Origin of the sequence: Sanguibacteroides justesenii (assembly GCF_003204205.1) — a bacterium.
Lineage (GTDB): Bacteria > Bacteroidota > Bacteroidia > Bacteroidales > Marinifilaceae > Gabonibacter > Gabonibacter massiliensis.
On the sequence record NZ_QJPL01000002.1, the window covers coordinates 335,075 to 354,030 of the forward strand.

The 18,956-nt window shown below is 41.5% G+C and carries 17 protein-coding genes; 6 read left to right on the top strand and 11 right to left on the bottom strand.

The window, feature by feature from the left end; all coding sequences use genetic code 11:
- Position 1 precedes the first annotated feature (1 nt).
- From rimM to DMB45_RS04400, 3 genes are all read left to right on the top strand, one after another.
- On the top strand, positions 2–535 hold the full coding sequence (gene rimM, locus DMB45_RS04390; RefSeq protein ID WP_041503338.1) for a ribosome maturation factor RimM: 534 nt from the start codon (positions 2–4) through the stop codon (positions 533–535).
- Positions 536–819: 284 nt separating this feature from the next.
- Complete coding sequence (locus DMB45_RS04395) at positions 820–3,384, top strand: adenosylcobalamin-dependent ribonucleoside-diphosphate reductase (protein WP_052634568.1); 2,565 nt, start codon at positions 820–822, stop codon at positions 3,382–3,384.
- A gap of 121 nt (positions 3,385–3,505) precedes the next feature.
- Positions 3,506–4,447, top strand: coding sequence for a bifunctional riboflavin kinase/FAD synthetase (locus DMB45_RS04400; protein WP_041503339.1), 942 nt, complete (start codon positions 3,506–3,508; stop codon positions 4,445–4,447).
- A gap of 47 nt (positions 4,448–4,494) precedes the next feature.
- Here the strand turns inward: DMB45_RS04400 and DMB45_RS04405 are convergent, their stop codons facing one another.
- The 9 genes from DMB45_RS04405 to DMB45_RS04445 form a co-directional block, all read right to left on the bottom strand.
- The gene (locus DMB45_RS04405) at positions 4,495–5,733 is read right to left on the bottom strand and encodes a DcaP family trimeric outer membrane transporter (protein ID WP_041503340.1); all 1,239 of its coding nucleotides are present in this window, start codon (positions 5,731–5,733) and stop codon (positions 4,495–4,497) included.
- A 245-nt stretch (positions 5,734–5,978) separates the two neighbouring features.
- A complete protein-coding gene (locus DMB45_RS04410) occupies positions 5,979–7,535 on the bottom strand; it encodes a glycine--tRNA ligase (protein WP_110688487.1) in 1,557 nt (518 codons plus the stop codon).
- Between the two features lie 42 nt (positions 7,536–7,577).
- Positions 7,578–9,272 (bottom strand): Na/Pi cotransporter family protein, encoded by a 1,695-nt coding sequence (locus tag DMB45_RS04415; RefSeq protein WP_041503342.1) that lies wholly within the window; start codon positions 9,270–9,272, stop codon positions 7,578–7,580.
- Between the two features lie 203 nt (positions 9,273–9,475).
- Positions 9,476–11,107: a chaperonin GroEL gene (gene groL / locus DMB45_RS04420; protein ID WP_041503343.1), complete on the bottom strand. Its 1,632-nt coding sequence runs from the start codon at positions 11,105–11,107 to the stop codon at positions 9,476–9,478.
- A gap of 37 nt (positions 11,108–11,144) precedes the next feature.
- Complete coding sequence (locus tag DMB45_RS04425; RefSeq protein ID WP_041503344.1) at positions 11,145–11,414, bottom strand: co-chaperone GroES; 270 nt, start codon at positions 11,412–11,414, stop codon at positions 11,145–11,147.
- Positions 11,415–11,564: 150 nt separating this feature from the next.
- A complete protein-coding gene (gene secG / locus DMB45_RS04430) occupies positions 11,565–11,942 on the bottom strand; it encodes a preprotein translocase subunit SecG (protein WP_041503345.1) in 378 nt (125 codons plus the stop codon).
- Positions 11,933–12,670, bottom strand: coding sequence for a hypothetical protein (locus DMB45_RS04435; protein WP_146216416.1), 738 nt, complete (start codon positions 12,668–12,670; stop codon positions 11,933–11,935). Before DMB45_RS04435 ends, secG begins: the two co-directional genes overlap by 10 nt.
- Before the next feature lie 20 nt (positions 12,671–12,690).
- Positions 12,691–13,209 (bottom strand): LptE family protein, encoded by a 519-nt coding sequence (locus DMB45_RS04440; RefSeq protein WP_041503502.1) that lies wholly within the window; start codon positions 13,207–13,209, stop codon positions 12,691–12,693.
- Positions 13,210–13,258: 49 nt separating this feature from the next.
- Entirely contained in the window at positions 13,259–14,488 is a 1,230-nt protein-coding gene (locus DMB45_RS04445) for a sigma-54 interaction domain-containing protein (protein WP_041503346.1), read from the bottom strand.
- A 235-nt stretch (positions 14,489–14,723) separates the two neighbouring features.
- Between DMB45_RS04445 and DMB45_RS04450 the strand changes: the two genes are divergently transcribed.
- The 3 genes from DMB45_RS04450 to DMB45_RS04460 all read left to right on the top strand — a co-directional run bounded on the left by DMB45_RS04450 (position 14,724) and on the right by DMB45_RS04460 (position 17,013).
- The gene (locus tag DMB45_RS04450; RefSeq protein WP_082032901.1) at positions 14,724–15,413 is read left to right on the top strand and encodes a DUF4163 domain-containing protein; all 690 of its coding nucleotides are present in this window, start codon (positions 14,724–14,726) and stop codon (positions 15,411–15,413) included.
- Between the two features lie 132 nt (positions 15,414–15,545).
- A complete protein-coding gene (locus DMB45_RS04455) occupies positions 15,546–16,127 on the top strand; it encodes an RNA polymerase sigma factor (protein WP_235375062.1) in 582 nt (193 codons plus the stop codon).
- On the top strand, positions 16,111–17,013 hold the full coding sequence (locus DMB45_RS04460; protein ID WP_110688488.1) for an energy transducer TonB: 903 nt from the start codon (positions 16,111–16,113) through the stop codon (positions 17,011–17,013). The genes DMB45_RS04455 and DMB45_RS04460 overlap by 17 nt, the downstream gene beginning before the upstream one ends.
- Here the strand turns inward: DMB45_RS04460 and DMB45_RS04465 are convergent.
- On the bottom strand, positions 16,984–17,958 hold the full coding sequence (locus DMB45_RS04465; protein ID WP_041503349.1) for a DUF4435 domain-containing protein: 975 nt from the start codon (positions 17,956–17,958) through the stop codon (positions 16,984–16,986). The genes DMB45_RS04460 and DMB45_RS04465 overlap by 30 nt on opposite strands.
- 34 nt (positions 17,959–17,992) lie before the next feature.
- Positions 17,993–18,829, bottom strand: a complete 837-nt coding sequence (locus tag DMB45_RS04470; RefSeq protein ID WP_110688489.1) for an AAA family ATPase — start codon at positions 18,827–18,829, stop codon at positions 17,993–17,995.
- Positions 18,830–18,956 lie beyond the last annotated feature (127 nt).

The following is an 18,956-nucleotide window of genomic DNA, read 5'->3' on the forward strand; positions in this document are numbered from 1 at the left end:
GATGATCAAAAAGGAAGATTGTATAAAGATTGGTGAGGTTGGCAAAACGCATAGTTTGCAAGGTGCTGTTGTTGTTTATTCTGATAACGATCTTCTCGAACAATACAAGGAAGAACCGGTGTTTATTCTTTTGGAAGGAGCACCGGTTCCCTTTTTTGTAGCCAAAGACGGATTGATGAAGAGAAATCATTCGTCCTATATCATCAAATTTGATTATGTCGATTCAAAGGCTCAGGCCGATCGTCTGACCGGGAAAGAGCTTTTGATGGATAAAGATTTAGTGGGGGAGGAAGAGGAGGAAGATTTACCTTTTGAACTTTCCGAATTAATAGGATTCTCCGTTCAGGATATACTTACGCGAGAATCCGGCGAAGTGGTCGATGTGGCCAATTATTCCGGTAATATGCTCTTGTCTATTCGAATCTTCTCGAAAGAGATTTTACTTCCGCTTTCCGAAAGATACGTGAAAGAAATCTCGGAAAACGAACAACTTCTTCGAGTGGAAATACCGGAAGAGATTAAAGAATTATACTAAATCTTTCGAAGCGATTGTTCCATTCTACGTTTCATTTGTCGAATATTGGATCTTAACGTTTGCATGATAGGTTTATTGTAAAATTATCTGTAGTTTATAATGAATTTATATTTTGGAAATTTTTTCCACATTTTATAAAATATCATATTATTGATATTCAGTATTATATGTTGATATTATGGAAAACTTTTTATTGATGTTAGTAAAAATATTTTTCCAAGAAGTTTTTTTTATTTAGTTTTGTTTGATCGGAAGTGAATATAAAAAAAGACTTATTATATAAAATGGAAAAAACGACTACTCTGATTAAAAAGCAAAAAGAAACCGTGGAACAGAAAAAGGTTTATACGCAGGAAGAAGCTTACTCGAGCTCTCTTGATTATTTTAAGGGAGATGAATTGGCAGCGAGGGTCTGGGTTAGCAAATACGCTTTAAAAGACTCTTATGGGAATATCTTCGAGTTGAATCCGAACGATATGCATCGTCGGTTGGCATCTGAAATAGCCCGAATAGAAAGAAGATATTCGAATCCGTTAAGCGAGGAAGAAATCTTTGAGGTGTTGAAAGATTTCAAGTACATTGTACCTCAAGGCGGACCGATGACAGGTATTGGTAATGAGTTTCAGATTGCCTCTTTATCCAATTGCTTCGTTATCGGGAATGAAGGTCCTTCCGATTCTTATGGAGGAGTCATGAAGATTGATCAGGAACAGGTACAACTGATGAAACGAAGGGGAGGAGTAGGACACGATTTGTCTCATATCCGCCCGAAGGGATCGCCGGTTAAAAATTCGGCTTTAACTTCAACCGGAATCGTTCCTTTTATGGAGCGTTATTCCAACTCGACCCGGGAGGTGGCACAAGACGGCCGTCGAGGGGCTTTGATGTTGAGTGTATCTATCAATCATCCGGATTCGGAAAGTTTTATAGACGCTAAAATGACGGAAGGTAAAGTGACCGGAGCCAATATTTCCGTGAAGATTGACGATGAATTTATGCAGGCTGTCGTAGAAGAGCGGGAGTATGTTCAAAAATATCCGGTTTACTCCGAACACCCGAAAAATATAAAACAGATCAGTGCTGTTAAATTATGGAATAAAATCGTCTATAACGCCTGGAAGTCGGCTGAACCGGGTATTTTATTCTGGGATACGATTATTCGGGAGAGTGTACCCGATTGTTATGCCGATCTGGGTTATCGTACCGTTTCCACGAATCCTTGCGGTGAGATACCGTTATGTCCTTATGACTCTTGTCGGTTGTTGGCGATTAATCTCTATTCATACGTAAAAGATCCTTTTACTCCGGACGCTTCGTTTGACTATGAGCTGTTTGACAAACACGTGGGAATCGCTCAGCGTATCATGGACGATATTATCGATCTGGAATTGGAGAAAATAGATGCTATCCTGGATAAGATCGACAGCGATCCGGAGGAGGAAGAGGTGAAAGGTGTTGAAGTACGGTTATGGCATAAAATTAAACAGAAAGCGAAAGAGGGAAGACGTACCGGAGTAGGCATTACGGCGGAAGGAGATATGTTGGCGGCATTGGGACTACGTTACGGAAGCGATGAGGCTATTGATTTCTCCGTGGATGTGCATAAAAGATTAGCGATTGCGGCGTACGGTTCTTCTGTCGATATGGCTCGCGAGAGAGGTGCTTTTAAGATTTTTGATGCCGAAAGAGAGAAAAATAATCCGTTTATCTTGCGTTTGAAGGAGGCTGCTCCCGAGATGTATGAAGAGATGCTAAAATACGGTCGGCGGAATATTGCCTGTCTCACGATTGCTCCCACGGGAACGACCAGTCTGATGACACAAACCACCTCCGGAATCGAACCGGTTTTTTTGCCGGTATATAAACGGAGAAGGAAAGTGAATCCTAACGATAAGGATGTACACATCGATTTCACGGATGAAACGGGAGATTGTTTCGAAGAGTTTATCGTGTTCCACCATAAATTTATGGTTTGGATGGAGAAAAACGGGTATGATATTCATAAACGTTATACCAACGAAGAGATTGATGCCATGGTGGCTGAATCTCCTTATTACAGAGCAACCTCCAATGATATTGACTGGGTCGCCAAGGTCCGGATGCAGGGACGTGTCCAGAAGTGGGTGGACCATTCGATCAGTGTAACCGTAAACTTACCGGCTGATGTGACGGAAGAGTTGGTAGGTCAACTTTACATTGAGGCATGGAAAAGTGGGTGTAAGGGATGTACGGTTTACCGGGACGGTTCTCGTTCGGGCGTGTTGGTAGCCAATAAAGAGAAAAAGCAGGAGACCGGAAGTATGCCTTCGAAGCGTCCGAAAGAGTTGGATGCAGAAATCGTTCGTTTCCAGAATAATAAAGAAAAATGGATTGCTTTTATCGGATTGTACGAGGGAAAACCCTATGAGATCTTTACGGGTATTGCCGACGACGAAGAGGGAATCATGCTGCCGAAAGCTGTGACGGACGGTAAGATCGTGAAAAATGTGGATGAGGATGGAAATAGCCGTTACGACTTCCAGTTTTCCAATAAACGGGGGTTTAAAACAACAGTGGAAGGATTATCCTATAAATTTAACAAAGAGTATTGGAACTATGCTAAACTGATCTCCGGCGTTTTGCGTTACGGAATGCCTATCACTCAGATCGTGGAGTTAGTAGCTGCCATGGAGTTTGATAATGAAAATATCAATACTTGGAAAAACGGAGTGGAACGCGCATTGAGGAAATTTATTCCGGATGGAACGGAGGCTACAGGGTCTGTTTGCGAAAATTGCGGTTCGAAATCGATCGTTTATCAAGAAGGATGCCTGATCTGCAAGGTTTGCGGATCCTCTAAATGCGGTTGATGCTGTTATTTTTTTTGATATAAAAGTGAAAGAAGCTGTTCGATAAATGAATCCGGACAGCTTCTTTACTATTTTTTGTATTACTTTTGTGGTAAGGATTCTAAGTAATTAAGGGTTGATCATGAAGGTTCATTACGGTGTTGAAAATATAGAAATAAATCGTCCGGTTCTCACGATCGGTAGTTTTGATGGGGTACATTTAGGGCATTTAAGTGTGATCGAGCATTTGAAAGAAAAAGCCCGGCAAATGGGAGGGGAGTCTGTGATCATAAGTTTTGAACCTCATCCGCGGGAGGTTCTCTATCCCATGGAAAAGAAACCGGGGATATTAACGACCTTACCGGAGAAGATTTCTATTTTAGAGCGTTGTGGCATTGATCACTTGATTATCCTTGAGTTTACCCGGGAGTTATCCGAACTGTCTTATGCCGAATTCGTAGAGTTGATTTTAATCGGTAGGATCGGTATAAAAGCTCTCGTGGTGGGGTATGATCATCGATTTGGAAAAGATCGAACCGGGAATTTTGAAAATTTGCAGCAGCTGTCTCGAAAATATCATTTTTTACTGGAACAGGAAAAAGTGTTTGTAACGGAACACGTGAACGTAAGTTCTACGAAAATTCGTAATGCCTTGGCCATTGGAGACATCAGACAGGTGAATCTATTTTTGGGTTATCCTTATTCCGTTACGGGGGAGGTGATTGAAGGGCACCGGTTAGGGAGGAAATTAGGGTTCCCCACGGCTAATTTGCAGGTAGATAATGAACGGAAATTATTACCGGCGAATGGAGTATACGTCGTGCGCGTGAAAGTCGGCGAAGAGGTTTATTCCGGGATGTTAAATATAGGGATTCGTCCTACCGTCAGCAATGACGGAAGAACTTCTCTTGAGGTTCATCTGTTTGATTTTGCACGAGATATATACCGTCAGGTGTTAACGGTAGACTTTGTAGCCCGGCTTCGCGGGGAACAGAAATTTGACGGGGTGGATGAATTGAAGGAACAGTTGGAAAGGGATAAGAAGGAGGCTGTCCGTTTACTGCAAGAGGGCCATTCCCGATAACCGTTTGCTTTTCAGGAATGGCCTATTGATAAAAATAGCAGTAATTTTTAGAACCTGTATTGTATCATCGTATTGATACGGTTTGCATTACCATACTCTTTGTTGAAGTCATTGCGACGTCCGTACACGTATTCTATACCGCAACTTCCATACTCTGAAAAATCCCAAAATAAATTGGCTGCGGCATATTGAGCGTATTTATATGATGTGCTTGGCATTCCGTATTGTTCCAGTACCCTGGCATAACTATACATGATGTTTGAGGAGAGTTTCTCATTCCATTGATGGGTGAAGCCGGCAAAGCCTCCCCAGGCGTTGAATGCTTTTAAACGGGAGTCGTCCGTCTCACTTGGAACCAGATCCAGACCTGTGCCGGAAAGATCCTGAATGTAGTTGGAAATGCCTTTTCCGTAAACCCCCTGAAAGTTGAAAGAGGTATTTTTTGCCAATTGCCAGATACCGCTTAAGGCAACTCCCCAACCGGTTACGATTTCGTCTTTATCTTTTGCCGTATTTTTATAGTACATGTTTCTTAGTATTCCTCCCGCCTGCAAGTGACTGCCGTCTTTGAAAGTGTATTTTACAGTTAAAGGGATATCCGGAATTCTTTGATGAATATATTCTGTGAATTTGGCCTCCGTGTAAGAGGGTTCCACGTACTCTATGGCTAAAGAAGCTTGTAAGTTTTGCGTGAAATCGTAGGTATAACGGATTTGAGGTTGGCGTAATGCGATTTCGCTCGAAGGACCTTCTTCGTCTATCGTCGCGGGGCCTGCAGAGATATCGCAGAAAGTACTCCAGGTTTTACCGATCGTAAATCCTTTGAATTTAATAAAAGCTTGTCTTAAAATAGGAGTATTGTTCTCCCCTTCAAATTCCATTTCCATATAGGTCACTAAACGACCGACTTCAGTATCTCCGACTAACTTGAAAAATAGACGGGATTGACCTATTGTAATGCCGTAACGTCCGCCTGCTTGTTGTCCTTTAAGAGCGATGGAATTCGTTGTGAAATAGTTATCGTTGGGAACTCCGTTAAAATCATATAATCCTTGCACCTGAACGAAGCCGCCTACACCGAAAACAAAATTTTTGTTTTTATTGAAAAAAACAAATCGCGGGGAGGCAGGATCATTGAAAGAGAGAGGAAAAGCTTCCTTCATCATTTTGTAAAAGTTATCCGCATCATTTTTGGCCGATACGGAAGTTACGTTGACCTGTGCGCGAGTTTCGGAATAGCTACCGCATATTACGGCGATCAACAATAGAAAAATCCATTTTCTCATAGCATTACAATTATTAGGTTATTATAAATTTCTAATAGAATATCATAGAGCTATATACGACGTGAAAAATTGAAAGTTGAGAGGGGGGGAGTTAAAAGAAACGAAGCCCGTAATATAAAAAGATAAAAGGACTCAAATTGTTTGTATTTTATAAAAAGGACGTTTATGAACCTTGGCGGAGGATGGAGACAAAAAAATCGCTATCCGATAAGACAGCGATTTTCAGTATATGGTTCTTTACAAATTTACAAGGTAATTTGATTTAATAATTGCTTTATATCCGTTTTGGCTTTCAGTATATCGAAGAGACGGTCGATGGCAACCCGCTCCTGTTCCATGGTATCCCGATAACGGATCGTGACGGCATTATCCTCTAATGTTTGATGATCGACGGTAATACAGAACGGAGTACCGATGGCGTCTTGCCGACGGTAACGTTTCCCGATAGAGTCTTTTTCGTCGTATTGACACCTGAAATCTAAGCGTAAAAGTTTCATGATCTCCTCTGCTTTTTCCGGCAGACCGTCTTTCTTCACTAATGGCATGACGGCTAATTTTATAGGTGCTAAGGCTGCCGGTAATTTGAGGACGACCCTGGAATCTTTCGAACCGTCTTCTTTACTGATCTCCTCTTCGTGATAAGCGGCCGAAAGGACTTGTAAAAACATCCGGTCTACTCCGATAGAGGTTTCAACCACGTAAGGAACGTAAGATTCATTTAATTCGGGATCGAAGTATTGTATCTTTTTGCCTGAAAACTCCTGATGACGTTTTAAGTCGAAATCGGTACGGGAATGAATCCCTTCCACCTCTTTAAAGCCGAAGGGGAAACGGTATTCAATGTCTGTGGCTGCATTCGCGTAATGGGCTAATTTCTCGTGGTCGTGAAAACGATAATTTTCTGCACCGAAACCCAATGATTGATGCCAGCTCATCCGGGTTGTTTTCCATTTTTTAAACCACTCTAACTCGGAGCCCGGCCGTACAAAGAACTGCATTTCCATTTGTTCGAATTCCCGCATACGGAAGATGAATTGCCGTGCCACGATTTCATTCCGGAAGGCTTTTCCGATCTGGGCAATACCGAAAGGTATTTTCATCCTTCCGGTTTTTTGTACGTTTAAAAAGTTTACAAATATCCCCTGGGCTGTTTCCGGGCGAAGATAGATTTTACTTGCTCCTTCTGCTGTCGAACCCATTTCGGTAGAGAACATCAGATTGAATTGACGAACTTCCGTCCAGTTACAAGTCCCTGAAATAGGACATACGATTTTATTGTCAATGATGATTTGCCGTAATTCTGTCAGATCATTGTCATTTAGGGCTTTAGACATTCTTGCTGTCAATTCCTCTTTTTTTCGGAGAGTCTCCGATATTTGCGGATTGGTTTGTCTGAAGAGATGCTCGTCGAAACTCTCTCCAAATCTTTTTCTGGCTTTGGCAACGTCTTTTTCGATCTTGTCTTCGTACTTGGCAATATGCTCTTCGATTAATACATCCGCCCGGTATCTCTTTTTGGAATCTTTATTATCAATCAGAGGATCGTTGAAGGCATCTACATGCCCGGAAGCTTTCCATATGGTCGGATGCATAAAAATGGCAGAATCCAAACCTACTACGTTCTCGTGTAGCAATACCATAGAATCCCACCAGTATTTTTTTATGTTGTTTTTTAACTCCACACCGTATTGCCCGTAGTCGTATACAGCCCCTAACCCATCGTATATTTCGGAAGATGGAAACACATACCCGTATTCTTTACAATGTGCGACCAATTTTTTAAATACATCTTCTTGTGCCATATTATTTAAGAATTATGATTTATAAATCATTAAAAATACGAATCAATTATCTCCGCCGATCTCTTTTATTGCCTCGGTTACATTGATAGCATAATCCCCGATTTTTTCACATTCGAAGAAAATGTCGCTATAGATAATACCTGTAGCGTAATCGTATTTTTTCTCTTCGATTGCCGTGAGGTGTTCCTGTTGTAAAATCGTTCGGTAATCATTGATAGTTTGTTCTACTTCGTAAGCTTTTTTGGCCTTTACTTCCTTATACTCCGTAGCCAGATTAGCACACATAACAACCAAAGCTTCGTCCACGATATCGAGCATGTGTTGTAACTTCTCGTCTATGAAATCCGGAAAAGTGATGTTTTGACTGTTTCTTCGCCCGATGGCTTTGGCTATATTCAAGGAAGAGTCGGCAATGCTTTCTATCTCGGAAACAATACGGAACATGGCCCGGACACGCTGGGAATTCTCGGTAGAAAGCTTGGATTCCGAAACCTTGGTCAGGTAATCGGCGATCTCGACCTCCACCAAATCACTTTCATCTTCTAATTTATCGATCTTATTGAATTTTTTCTCGAAATCTTTCGTCGGAGTATGTAAGCATTCCACGACGAGCCGGTACATATCCAAGGTATTGTTTCCATAGTGGGTGATCTCCTGTTTCGCTTGGAAGAGAGAAGCATCCGGAGTAGAGAGTAAACCGATTTTGATGTGTTTCAAGGTAAATGCGTCATCTGCCGTCTCTTTCGATTTGATGATGCGGGTAACCAGTCGGGCAATCACTTTTGTGAAACCGATAAGAATAACGACGTTAGCTACATTGAAGCAGGTGTGAAACAAAGAGAGGGCAATGGGAACAGATCCGATATTGGTAAAAGGATCGCCGATCCCGAGGTGTTCGCTAAGTCCCGCAACCCATCTTAGGAAAAAAGGAAAGATGGCAAGGACCCAGATGACTCCGAATACATTAAACAGGAAATGGGCGAAAGCCGCTCTTTTGGCCGTCGTGTTAGCTATCATGGCAGCCAGGTTGGCGGTAATAGTCGTTCCGATGTTTTCGCCTAATACCATGGAGGCGGCAATATCGAAGCCGATCCAGCCGTTGGCGCACATCACCAGGGTTAGAGCCATGGTGGCTGAGGAGGATTGGATAAGGATGGTTAAAGCCGTTCCGATCAGCATAAATAGAATATAGGAACCGTATCCTAAATCCGTGTAATTGTGTAAAAAGTTTAGAATCTCCGGGTTTTCGTGGATGTTAGGCATCGATTTTTGTAAGAAATCCAACCCGATAAATAGTAATCCGAATCCGATAATTAACTCTCCCCAGCTTTTTCGAATCCGTTTGGCTGAAAAGAGTAAAGGCAGACTAAGTCCGATTAAAGGGAGGGAGAGGCTGACCATACTGACCTTAAATCCGAGGATGGAGATTAACCAGGCAGTAAAGGTGGTCCCCACGTTGGCACCCATAATGACCCCTATGGAACCTACTAAGTTTAATAGTCCCGCGTTCACGAAACTGACAACCATAACGGTAGTCGCCGAGGAACTCTGGATAATAGTCGTAATTAATAGTCCGGTGATGACACCTTTGACCCGGTTGGAAGTCATGGCTGCCAGTATGTGTCTCATCTTGTCACCCGCGACCTTTTGTAGGGCCTCGCTCATCATCTTCATTCCGAAGAGAAACACTCCCAGCGATCCGATTAACTGGAGAAAATCAAGAATGGAATAATTCATAAATATACTTTTCCTAACAAAAATAAAATTTGCGACGGTAAAGGTATATAAAGTAAATAAAAAAAGCCCCTATTGCTATCCCTTTTTTGTTTTTGACCGATTAAATCCTGTGAAATTGTATTAATACTTCCTATTATGTCGTAACGGGATAATAAAAAACCGCTCGAATTTTCGAGCGGTTTTTTATGGTCATATGCATGTTTTTACATCATTCCGGGCATTCCTCCGCCCATGGGAGGCATTGCCGGTGCTTCTTCTTTCTTTTCTTCAACTAACACACATTCGGTTGTTAAGAACATTCCGGCGATAGAAGCCGCGTTTTCCAAGGCGACACGGGCAACTTTCTTCGGATCGATCACTCCGGCTTCCAACAGGTTCTGGTATTCGTCGATACGTGCGTTATATCCGAAATCTTTTTTGCCTTCTTTTACGCGATTAACGACAACAGCTCCTTCTACTCCCGCGTTGTGGGCAATTTGACGAAGCGGTTCTTCAATGGCGCGTTTGATGATTTCTATACCTGTGGTCTCGTCTTCGTTATCACCTTTTAAGCCGTTCAAGGCTTCAATGGCACGGATATAAGCAACGCCCCCTCCCGGAACGATTCCTTCTTCAATGGCAGCACGGGTTGCGCTTAACGCATCGTCGACCCGGTCTTTTTTCTCTTTCATTTCCATTTCAGAAGCGGCTCCGACATAAAGAACGGCTACTCCGCCGGCTAATTTGGCTAATCTTTCTTGTAATTTTTCTTTATCGTAATCGGAAGTCGAATTCTCGATCATCTTTTTGATTTGATTTACTCGTTCGACGATGGCTTCTTTTTTGCCGGCTCCGTTTACGATGGTTGTATTCTCTTTGTCAATGGTCACTTTTTCAGCTCTACCCAACATGTCGATAGTCGTGCTTTCCAATTTCAATCCTTTCTCTTCGGAGATAACAACACCACCGGTTAGGATGGCTAAGTCTTCCAACATCTCTTTTCTGCGGTCTCCGAAACCGGGGGCTTTAACAGCGGCAATCTTCAACGAACCTCTCAAGCGGTTCACCACTAATGTTGCCAGAGCTTCGCTTTCCACGTCTTCGGCTACGATCAATAAAGCACGACCTGATTGAGCTACCGGTTCCAGAACTGGAAGCAACTCTTTCATAGTGGAGACTTTTTTATCGTATAGCAAGATATAAGGATTATCAAATTCGACTTGCATTTTTTCCGTGTCGGTTACAAAATAGGGAGATATATATCCCCGGTCGAATTGCATTCCTTCTACTACTTTTACCTCGGTTTCGATCCCTTTCGCTTCTTCCACGGTGATAACTCCCTCTTTGGTTACTTTTTTCATGGCTTCGGCGATCAAAGAACCGATCGTGTCGTCTCCATTAGCGGAGATACGGGCTACCTGACGAATTTTTTCGTAGTTTTCTCCTACCTCCTCTTTTTGTGCTTCCAAACTCTTAACTACGGTTATAACTGCTTTGTCGATTCCTCTTTTCAGATCCATCGGATTAGCTCCGGCTGTAACGTTCTTAAGACCTACGTTAATGATTGATTGGGCTAAAATGGTTGCGGTGGTGGTTCCGTCCCCCGCATCATCTCCCGTTTTGGAAGCGACTTCTTTTACCATTTGGGCTCCAAGGTTTGCGTAGGGATCCGATAATTCAATTTCTTTTGCCACGGAAACCCCGTCTTTCGTGATATGAGGAGCTCCGAATTTTCTCTCGATTACAACATTACGACCTTTCGGGCCGAGGGTTACTTTTACTGCATCTGCCAACTCGTCAACGCCCTTTTTCAGTAAGTCGCGGGCTTCCATATTGAATTTTATCTCTTTTGCCATAACGATTTTTATTTAAATTTTGATTTACGATTTGAGATTAGAGGACAACCAAAACGTCCGTTTGATTCATTACTAAATATTTCTTATCATCGATGTGAAGTTCTGTTCCGGCGTATTTTCCGAATAAAACGGTATCGCCAACTTTAATTTCCATTGGTTCATCATGTTTTCCATTACCTGTTGCGATGACAACTCCTTTTTGTGGTTTCTCTTGTGCTGAATCCGGAATGATAATTCCAGATGCTGTCTTTGTTTCTGCCTCTACCGGCTCTACGATGATTTTGCTAAGAACAGTCTTTAGTGCCATAATTCTTATCGTTTAAAAGTTTATATTAATTATTTCGATTCGTTTTTAATTACGACAGGAAACTTGCATTTTCCGTGCCAAACAAAAAAATGTCAGCATGACTGACATACTGACATTTTTACTTTACGAGTTTTGTCGTTATAATGTTTCCTATTTTTCTTCCGGAGTGGTAGTTTTATTTTCTTCAGACGGATTTGACGTATTATTGTCTGTACTTCCCGTTGAAAAGTCGGGCATGGACTGTTGTATTGGAACGGCCATATTACCGATTTTTTCCTGAATGGCAGATTTACCTCCCTGTTCTTCTCTGGGGATAAGCATTGAGGCTGCAACACATAGAACCAACATGGCTCCTGCTAATGTCCAAGTCGCTTTCTCCAAAAAATCCGTTGTTTTTCTTACGCCCATAATTTGGTTTGAGGAAGCAAAAGTGGAAGATAACCCGCCTCCTTTTGAATTTTGCACCAAAACAATCAGTATAAGTAAAGCGCAAACAATAAAGATCAAAACAGAAATAGCTATGTACATGATGAATTCGTATTATTATTTATTATCTCTTTAATTTTTTCGATTTGGTTTGCAAAGTAAATACTTTTTTCCGGATATTTCAAACTTAATTTTAGATAAGTTGCGACAGCCTTGTCATATAGTTTTTGTTTCACGTATATTTTAGCTAACGTTTCTGAAAAGAAACTTTCGTTTTCTTCTATGGCAATCCCGGAGTTTTTACTCGTGTCTTCCGGGTCTTTCAGGATGGGCCTGTTCTTTTGCTCGGACCCTTCAGTGGGAAGATCCCGGTTTGTGTTTTTGTTTTTTGAGGGCTTTCTTAATACATGTGCAATCTCGCTTATCGGCAAGATTTCTTCATCGGGAAATTCGTTTTCGATTCGATAAGGTATCAGTAACGGTGTCGCGGACGACGAGGGATCTTTTTTCAGGTTGATCTCCTCCGTGTCTTTGATGAATTCAATGGCCATGTGGTTTTTTGCGTCAGACTCAAAAAAGGTAAATGCCATTTTTTCCTCTAAGGGGATCATATCATGCAGAAACCGGTAAAATTGTTTGTGATCAGGGATATAGATGGTGTTTTGCTTCAATTTTTCAGTGTAAGCGATTTGTCCTGAAACATGCAATAGTTTCAGGTATATCATCCGGGGAAGGGCGAAGTAAGGAAATTTTTCTATTAAGCTCTCCAATGCTTTTAGTTTTTCGTCTTCTGCCTCCTGCGAATGAATGAATCCGATTAGTTCGTTCAAATTCACCGATCTGTTAAATGTTACCAGTTGACAAATGCTTTATTGTATACGTCTTCGATAATTTCATCAACGATTTTTTTGATTAAATCGGCCTCGATAGCATCATAATCTTCATCGATACCGTAGTTTTGATAATGGGAAAACCGGGAATCGAAATTTGATTTGCCTGTTTCGTCCTTCGTGTTGGTATATTTTACCCGTATCTCAATGGTTAATCGGTTGGAGGCTGCCACTTCGTTGTTCTGTATCTCCATCGGACGTTGGGAGAACCCGACAATCTGCCCTTCGAAACGTACGTCTCCGTCATTGTTGGTTACTTCTGTCAGGTTGGTTCTGGAACGGAGGTAACTTTTCAATGCTTCTGTAAAATTTGATCCCAAATCCGGAGCGAACGCGGTTTTGTTCGAAAAATAATCGACGGAAAATGTTTTCACGTCGGGAGATATCTGGGCTCCGGTAAATGAATAGCTTACGCTCGCTAACTTGCAACCGCTAAAACCAATAGCCAATAATAATACAGGTATAATTTTTTTAATCATAAGCAGTTTATAAAACTTAGTGAACAAAAGTAATAAACTTTTCCAAGAATCAATTTTCGATATTGTATTCTTTCAATTTTCGATATAAGGTCCTTTCCGAGATACCGAGATCTTGTGCCGCTAATTTTCGTTTCCCGTGGTTCTTTTCCAGAGCCTTTATAATCATCTCTTTCTCTTTTTCTTCTAAGGAAAGAGATTCTTCAATAACAGCTTCGGTGTCTTCGATGTGTTCTTCCTCTTTAGGGAAAATTTTTGTAACGGACGGTTTCCCGAGTTCTGCCGGGGCCGTATCGTATAAATTCCGAAGAACAATAGAGGTCGAAGGTTTGATATCTGTTTTTTCTATCTGCTCTTTTTGCATGATGTCATACACGAGTTGCTTTAAATCATTCATGTCTTTTTTCATGTCGAAAAGAATTTTATAAAGAATCTCTCTTTCATTGGCAAAACTCTGATCGTTCTCCGGGAGGTTGGTAAGAGTCGGAAGGTTGTTACCCTGTTGGGGAAGATACTCTTTTAATGTTTGGGCATCCACGATTCTTTCCCGTTCCAGGATAGAGATCTGTTCGGTAATGTTTTTCAATTGCCTGACATTACCCGGCCAGGAGTAATTTTCCAATACGAAAGCGGCTTCCTCTGAAAGTTTAATCGCCGGCATGCGGTATTTCTCGGCAAAATCTGCCGCAAATTTGCGGAAAAGTAGGACAATATCTTCTTTACGTTCCCGAAGCGGGGGAATTTGAATAGGGATGGTGCTGATCCGATAATAGAGGTCTTCTCTGAATTTACCGTTTTTTACTGCCGAGGGGAGATCCACGTTGGTTGCCGCGATAACTCTCACGTCGGTTTTTTGCACTTTCGAAGAACCGACGCGAATGAACTCTCCGGCTTCGAGTACGCGTAACAATTTAGCTTGAGTGGATAGAGGCAATTCCCCTACTTCATCCAGAAAAATCGTTCCCCCGTTGCTTACTTCGAAATATCCCTTCCGGTCTGCCAACGCTCCCGTGAACGAGCCCTTTTCGTGTCCGAACAGTTCGGAATCGATAGTCCCTTCGGGGATAGCTCCGCAGTTTACTGCAATGTATTGAGCGTGTTTACGGCTACTGTAACTATGAATAATACGCGGGAAGATCTCTTTCCCCACTCCGCTTTCTCCCGTTATCATGACGGTGAAGTCCGTGGGGGCGACTTGTATAGCTTTTTCTATTGCCCTGTTTAATTTTAAATCGTTACCGATAATTTCGAATCGTTGCTTAATGGCTCTTATATCTTCCATTTTCCAATTTCTGTTTTAGAATTATGCCTATCTGCAAAATTAGCAGTTTTTACTGACATAATTACATTGTCAAAAATAGTTTTTATCATCTTTTCCGTTTAACGGATAACTTTGGAAAATGACTTACGTAAAAGTAAAAGTTTGAACTCGGTGACGTGGATAGAATATTTTATTAATCTGATTTTTTTTTGGAGTTAAATTTATATATTCGTGACAAATTAAAAGCACAGAAACAATGAGAAACACATTAATGATTGCGGCACTCTTGGCCTTTGTTTTGGCCGGATGCCAACCCAAGGTTCAAAATCTGAACGTTAAGCAGGATCATCTGTCTCATACGACAGGTGATTGGAGTATCGAAGTAAAGCATTCGGTTTTCTCCTCTTCGACTCCGGCCGTAAACAAGAGTTGTGAGGTTTTGAACGGAGAAATCCAGAAATGTTTAAACGGTTTGATCGATAGTTTGAAAGCAGATGCGACCGATTTTTTTAATACCTTTGTAACGGATACGACAAATCGTCCGGTATGGAGTTACGAGTTGGTTGCGGGCGATAGCGTATTCATGGCGACAGACGAATACGTGAGCGTTCTTTTAACGGTCTATACTTTTACGGGGGGAGCGCACGGAATGACTAACTTTTATGCCTTTAATTATGATGTGAAAAATCAAAAACTGCTGTCTCCGAAGGACATTGTAAATTATTCCAAGGAGAAAGCAATCAATACCCTGTTAAAAGCACATTTTAAAAATCCGGATGATTGTTTTACTACGGACCCGACATTGGATGCCGTAACGGTGATTAATTTTAATCGGAAGGAGTTGTGTTTTACTTATGCGCAATATGTATTAGGAGCTTATGCTTGCGGTGTGGCGCAAATAAATGTTCCCCGGACGGAGTTGAAAGGAGATTTATTCATTCATTAGCATATTGTAATTGTCTCTTTTTACCTTCAATCTCCCGTAAGAACCGAGATCGGGTAAAAAGAGACAATTTTATTCTGATGGGTTGAATTACTCCGACTTTATTCATATATTTGTGGAAAAGAGTGTGTAAGCGTGATTCCTGTAGATAAATATAGAAGTGATGAAGAACTTTTACAGCTGTATTGTAAGAGCGGGAAACTTATTTATCTAACCGATCTGTACAAGAGGTACATGCCTTTGGTGTACGGTGTCGCGTTAAAGTACCTCAAAAAGCCGGAGGATGCTCAAGATGCTGTCATGCAGTTGTTCGAAAATACGGTGGAAAAAGCTAAAAGTACGAAAATAGAAGTCTTTAAATCTTGGCTTTATACCTGTACGAGGAATTATTGTCTGATGGAGTTGCGAAAAAAAACATGGAATGTTTCTTTAAATTTAGATCATTCGTTTATGGATTTCTGTGAAGATTTGCATCTTGAATTCGATGGAGAGAATGAAGAGCGGGAAAAAGCGGTGCGGGAGTGTATGGAGGAGTTACCCGAAAAACAGAGAATTTGTATTAATCACTTCTTTTTTGATGAACTTTCCTATAAGGAAGTGGAGATGCGAACAGGATTCTCTTCTAAGAACGTGAAGAGTTTTATTCAGAACGGAAAACGGAATTTGAAGCTTTGTATAAATCGGAAAGGCTTGGGTTTCTATGACAGGGAGCAATGACATAAAAGAGTATCTTCGAAGTAATCGGAAAGGTCAGGCGGCTAATCGCCTGGAAAAAGATGCTTTGTCCGATCCTTTTTTGTATGAGGCGATGGAAGGATTGTCGCAGATTTCCGATCCTATGGATGGTTTGATACGTTTGGAACGGCAACTCGATGACCGGGCTTCGGTGGGGAATCACTTTAGGCAACGGGTATGGGGAATCGTTGCCGGAGTCATTGTCGTTACGGGTATTGCATTGTGTTTTTTATGGCCGGTCGACGAGACGGAACAGAATGTGATGTTGAGCAAGGGTGGCGAAAAGGCTGATGTCCCGGGGGGAAAAATAGAGAATCCTGTCGCGTTGTCGAGAAGTAGGAAGCCGGATTCTTTGGTAGAAAATGTAAAGCCGGTCATAATGGCCGATGCGGAAAGAGCAGATACGGTCAATACGGAGAAAGAAGATGAGAAGATGGATCGTGCCGTTGAGAATATCAGGGCAAAAGAAAGTAAAATGAAAAGGACTGTAATGGGGAGTTCGGTAAAAGTTGATTCCGGAATGCAGAAAACGAAAGGAGACTCTCTTATGGCAGAAAATGTCATCCGTTTTAATCGCTACGCGGAAAAGAATTTGAAATACCCGAAGGAAGAGGTAGAGGAAAATAAAACCGGAGAGGTCCGACTCTCTTTCGAGATTAATCAAAAAGGCGTACCTTCCCGTATACGGATAGCTGATGGTTTTTCTTATCCCGTGAATGATGAAATCATCCGTTTGCTCGTCGACGGTCCCCGGTGGAAAAAGGTCGATGGGATAGGAAGGGTGGAAGTGATTGTCCGTTTCGAATTAGGAAAAGAACGAAAGGATGATCGTGCTGTTTTACGTTTGGTAGACTTCGTTGAAAAATGAGCGGATGTCTTCTTCTATTTTCAGGATGGCCGGGTAAGCCCCAAAATGTAAATTTTTTTTCAATTGTTCGTCGATACTGTTTCTATAACCGAAAAGATTGATTTTTGAAATCTCTTTGCCGGATGATTCCCGGGCTGATCGTAAAATCTTTTTGCAGACCTCTTTGTGCAAAGAGTAGATCAGATCGTAAACATTATGTCCCCTGACGAAAAAATAGGTATTCTCCGGGACTAAGCCTAAGTTTTCGTATTTTTCCTTTAGCATATCGAGATCGGCTTTGGGATATTTACGGTGTAAATAATTTGTTTTCTGTCTGATACGTTGTTGTAGTTCTTGAAGCAGTCGTTGGGCGTTATGCCGGATGTCCGGATGGGGACCTCTCCACCGGGGAGTGATCAATTCGTTGAATTCGGAAATTGGAAAACGTTTGGGATCTGCAACGAGAAAATAGAGATGCCATAAGAAAAGTTCGTAAATAATACGGGAAAATGCCTTTATGAATCGGTCGAAATCAAAAATCGTATTGGGTAATGTGGTGATGCGTTGGCAAATTTCATTTAATCCCTTTCCGTAACAATGGTGGTTTTCGAAAGAATAAGTATAGGTTTGAAAGACAAAATGCTTTATGCTCATTTCCCGTTCTTGCAGTAAGTAGCGGTAGTCACTATCGATGCAGATAAAAAATTTGGGTCCTAAAAATTTCAGGTATTTCAAGCATTGAGTTACTCCTTTCGTTTCGTTTCCCCTTTCGTTTCGGGAGCCTGCGATGAAGTGAAAACGGTCCCGGGGACGAAAATGATTGAATATTTTACTCCAAAACAGGATATCATCTTTATCTTCAACATGTATGGCGGCTCGACAGCGTAACATTTGTGCATCCATCATAAAACGTTTGGCCGCATGATAATAATATTTCTCTTTATTAATATCGACAGTAGGGAACATGTAAATTAATGCTTTAGGTGGTTTTCCATGATTTTTATTGAGCGATCAGGTCCTCAATAAATACCAGTTTATCTCCCCATCCGTCGCCGAACAAGCTGGGCGAATGGGTAGACGTAATGATTTGACAACAGGGATTTAATTTTTGTATCTCTTCGAACAGCCGGTATTGCCATTCGATATGAAGGGAGATTTCCGGCTCGTCCATCAATAGCACGTAAGGTTGTCCGTCCATCAGGAAAACACGCAATAGAATAATCAATAGTTGCTTTTCTCCGGAAGAGAGTTTATGAAGGTGGATGGTCTCTTTGCCGTCTTTGAAGATCAGCTGATTGGTCATGGGATCGATCTCTATGGTCTTCCCCGTTCCTGCAAAAAGGTGGTTGACCGTGTCATAAAAATGCCGGATCCGGGTATTTATCTCTTCCGCTTGTTCGGGGAAATTGGTCGCTTTTAGCCGGTAATCCGAAAAAGAAGCATTATTCTCTCCTACGCTGTAAACAATCTCTTTCAATTCGCTTAATAACGGGCTATCTTCTTTTCCCATTTTTCGGCGGTCCTTCAATGGAACATCGAAGGTGCTTATTTTCATGTAGTTGAATCCGGATAATTTTTGTTTGATCTCGTTTGGCGTCGTTTGGCGATTGTAGAGAATGGCAATGTCGTCGATGATGATTTCCGCCTCGATATTGTAATTTCTCAGCCTCTTCACGTCTGCGGATAGTAATGCGTCCATTACGTTGAAAAAGGTAGTTTTCCCGCTACCGTTGATTCCGGTCAGAATGTTAACATCCGGATTGAGGTTTTCCCATCGGAAATTGTATTTCCCCCAGACATTCCGTATCTCGATTTTTTGAATTTTATTGGCTTTCATGACAAATGGCGATTAAAAATGAACTTTGCTCCCAATCATTATCAACAAAGGTAATAAAATTTATATTTTTGTGCTGCTTTGAGGGAGATTATCGTCTATATGTCGAGAATATAAATGTGTTAACAAG

What these genes read in the sequence shown, in the direction of transcription:
- DMB45_RS04460 (WP_110688488.1), top strand. Translation starts at nt 16,111, where the DNA reads ATGACAGGGAGCAATGACATAAAAGAGTATCTTCGAAGTAATCGGAAA.
- DMB45_RS04395 (WP_052634568.1), top strand. Translation starts at nt 820, where the DNA reads ATGGAAAAAACGACTACTCTGATTAAAAAGCAAAAAGAAACCGTGGAA.
- DMB45_RS04415 (WP_041503342.1), bottom strand. Translation starts at nt 9,272, where the DNA reads ATGAATTATTCCATTCTTGATTTTCTCCAGTTAATCGGATCGCTGGGA.
- secG (WP_041503345.1), bottom strand. Translation starts at nt 11,942, where the DNA reads ATGTACATAGCTATTTCTGTTTTGATCTTTATTGTTTGCGCTTTACTT.
- rimM (WP_041503338.1), top strand. Translation starts at nt 2, where the DNA reads ATGATCAAAAAGGAAGATTGTATAAAGATTGGTGAGGTTGGCAAAACG.
- DMB45_RS04405 (WP_041503340.1), bottom strand. Translation starts at nt 5,733, where the DNA reads ATGAGAAAATGGATTTTTCTATTGTTGATCGCCGTAATATGCGGTAGC.
- DMB45_RS04425 (WP_041503344.1), bottom strand. Translation starts at nt 11,414, where the DNA reads ATGGCACTAAAGACTGTTCTTAGCAAAATCATCGTAGAGCCGGTAGAG.
- groL (WP_041503343.1), bottom strand. Translation starts at nt 11,107, where the DNA reads ATGGCAAAAGAGATAAAATTCAATATGGAAGCCCGCGACTTACTGAAA.
- DMB45_RS04440 (WP_041503502.1), bottom strand. Translation starts at nt 13,209, where the DNA reads ATGATTAAAAAAATTATACCTGTATTATTATTGGCTATTGGTTTTAGC.
- DMB45_RS04410 (WP_110688487.1), bottom strand. Translation starts at nt 7,535, where the DNA reads ATGGCACAAGAAGATGTATTTAAAAAATTGGTCGCACATTGTAAAGAA.
- DMB45_RS04465 (WP_041503349.1), bottom strand. Translation starts at nt 17,958, where the DNA reads ATGTTCCCTACTGTCGATATTAATAAAGAGAAATATTATTATCATGCG.
- DMB45_RS04400 (WP_041503339.1), top strand. Translation starts at nt 3,506, where the DNA reads ATGAAGGTTCATTACGGTGTTGAAAATATAGAAATAAATCGTCCGGTT.
- DMB45_RS04445 (WP_041503346.1), bottom strand. Translation starts at nt 14,488, where the DNA reads ATGGAAGATATAAGAGCCATTAAGCAACGATTCGAAATTATCGGTAAC.
- DMB45_RS04470 (WP_110688489.1), bottom strand. Translation starts at nt 18,829, where the DNA reads ATGAAAGCCAATAAAATTCAAAAAATCGAGATACGGAATGTCTGGGGG.
- DMB45_RS04450 (WP_082032901.1), top strand. Translation starts at nt 14,724, where the DNA reads ATGAGAAACACATTAATGATTGCGGCACTCTTGGCCTTTGTTTTGGCC.